The sequence below is a fragment of the Alteromonas sp. AO-Serp genome (assembly GCF_017849675.1).
GTDB lineage: Bacteria > Pseudomonadota > Gammaproteobacteria > Enterobacterales > Alteromonadaceae > Alteromonas > Alteromonas macleodii.
This window is the reverse complement of the sequence record NZ_JAFLMX010000244.1, coordinates 1-2,477: the sequence shown is the minus strand read 5'-3', so window position 1 is coordinate 2,477 and position 2,477 is coordinate 1. Positions and strand designations below refer to the sequence as shown.

Genomic DNA, 2,477 nt, shown 5'->3' with positions numbered 1-2,477 from the left:
TACTAATCAGAAACAAAGTAAGCGAACATCACCCGGCGATATACGCCAGGTCCGGATGACCGAAAAAAGACTTCAATAACCGGGGTAGTTTCTGTAACCGCCGAAGTTGTCGATAAACGATATTCCGAAGTTGGTCTTTGCTGTTTATGATCTTTTTTCCGACGTGGTGGTATTTGATGTAGCCCCAAACGGACTCATCAGGATTCAGTTCCGGTGAGTAAGGCGGCAGGAAGAACAGCTTGAGCTTGCCGTTGAGGCCCTCCACGTATGCCCGGACCCGGCGGGCATGGTGCACTGGATGGTTATCCAGAATCAGGAATATCGGCTTTTCGGCGTCTTGTACCAATGCTTTGAGGAACCCAATGAAGGCGTCCGTATTCATTGTCCCTTCAATGGTTTTGAACCGAAGCTCTCCACGGGGGGAAATGGCAGAGATCATATTGATGCTGAAGCGACTACCGGTATTGCGAATCACCGGCGTTTCTCCGATGGGCGCCCAGGTAGTGCCACTATGGTAGTCAGAACGTATGCTGGCCTCATCACCAAAATAGATGGTGGCGCCGACCTTCTTGGCTTCTTTGCGAATCTCTGGGTAAGTTTCCTCTTTCCACTGCTTTACAGCCTCTGGCTTCTGCTGGTACGCCCGGTGCAGTGGCCTTTGCGGTGTCAGCCCCAGGTTGCGAAGCAGGCGACCGACAGAGACATCACTGAGTCGAACGTTGAACTTTTGCCGGATCAACTCCCGTACCCGACCCCGGGTCCACAAGGCAAAATCGAACTTCAACTGGTCCGGGGTAAAGGTGGTAATCCAGGTGTAAAGCTCCCGAATCTGTTCGCCGCTAAGCTTTTTCGGACGTCCGGGAATCTCTTTGGCCTTCAGTGCGTCAAACCCACCTTCACGGAAAGCAGCCAGCCATTCATAGATACGGGCCCGACTCATACCCAGGGCTTTGATGACAACTTCAGGACTTTCACCATCCATAACCTGTTGGACAGCACGAATGCGAAGAGCTTCCAGAGTTTTATGATCCAGTTTACGACCGTCAGTATGGCGCATGAGTAGGCAACTCCGATAAGGTCGGTTGAACAATGCCTACATTATAAATGATGTCCGCTTACTTTTGTACTTCTTAGTATCATCTACGTAGCGGCCATAGTGAATTGGCGCTAATTTCTCCAGAACAAGCTTGTCCCACCTGTAAAGCAATGCATTGGAAATAATACGGCTGCACGTCAGACCTATCACCAATCCTCCGCTTATCTTGGCTTTCTTGCCCCCAACGGACTGGCCGAATTTTTCAGCACCCTTAGCCCAGGCGCATAGAAAACTTGCGAGTTGTTCGGTAAAGGCCTTCTCTTCATCTGTCAGCTCCAGATCAAGTGCTTCAAGTAACGCTGTACCAGAAATCGCCATCGGGTCAATAAAGTGGTAGTAGCTCTTCAAGTCGAGAGAAACCGCAATAACGTCGCGATCCTTTTCCAGCTCATAACGAATGGCCTTTAAACCATCGCTTCGCCATTTTTGATATGGCTGGAAATAGGGTACAAACGAGCCAATGGAGCTGATATGGAATGGCTTATCATCGTCCTCTGCGAATAGTTCATCGTTCCGGATGCGCTTTAGCCGTGCGCCATAGCAGCTGTCGTCGAGCTTGGCATCAAACTGGTGGCCAATCATATTGATCCACAAGGCTGAGATGATGTGGGCATCAACCGGAAAGTCCCCCACAATCCGGAATTCAGGCGTTATATCGTAATTTTTGAATAGGCTTTCGACTGCCCGTTCAGGTTTGGAGAAATGTACATGGCCATTTTCGGTACTATCTGCCTTTCTATCAGTGGATAGCTTCTTTGGTAGTAATCGAAAATCCCCGAGCAGCTCCTCATCGCTTTCAAAGCCTGAGTTACTCTTCAATCGGCTTAACAGGTCATTTAGGTTGGCCAGCAGGTCTTGTTCGTATTCTGCGAACTTAATCGCAGTGGGGAATGTGTTTTCGAAGAAGCAGTCGGCTTTGGCTTTTCGGTATGCGACAAGAAGGTCTTCGATTGTGAGATTGTTCCAGCCATTGAACGCTGCACGGTAGCTCATAATACCTATCCCTGATTTAATTGCTTGGCTGCCTCAACGGCCTCTACGATAGCCAGCTTTATGGCTTCTGAATAATCGTCTTCGTAAATGACAGAGCTGATTATCTGATGAAGTAAGTCTTTGTCGATTACGTTATCGGCGACCCAAACAGCGATATTCTCCATCTCTTTAACAAACCGTTTCACCACGTAATCGAAGCCGTTTAACTCAAGGAAGTAAGCGCCTAAGACCAGTGATGAACGTTTATTGCCATCATTAAACGCATGATTTTTGTTAATAGAGAAAACTAAATGGGTCAGCTTGTCTTCCATCTCTGGGTAGTACAAGTCATTCTGGATATGTTCTAAGGGACTCTCCAGTTGGCCAATATCTTTAGTGCCGGCCAATC

At 48.3% G+C, this 2,477-nt stretch carries 3 protein-coding genes; all 3 read right to left on the bottom strand.

Going from position 1 to position 2,477, the window contains the following annotated elements:
• Nucleotides 1–28: 28 nt before the first annotated feature.
• Entirely contained in the window at nt 29–1,057 is a 1,029-nt protein-coding gene (locus tag QVA83_RS16435; RefSeq protein WP_287498697.1) for an IS630 family transposase, read from the bottom strand.
• A 36-nt stretch (nt 1,058–1,093) separates the two neighbouring features.
• Complete coding sequence (locus QVA83_RS16430; protein WP_287498696.1) at nt 1,094–2,089, bottom strand: RNA-dependent RNA polymerase family protein; 996 nt, start codon at nt 2,087–2,089, stop codon at nt 1,094–1,096.
• A 5-nt stretch (nt 2,090–2,094) separates the two neighbouring features.
• The coding region (locus QVA83_RS16425; RefSeq protein ID WP_287498695.1) for a type II toxin-antitoxin system death-on-curing family toxin at nt 2,095–2,477 on the bottom strand (383 nt) is incomplete at its 5' end.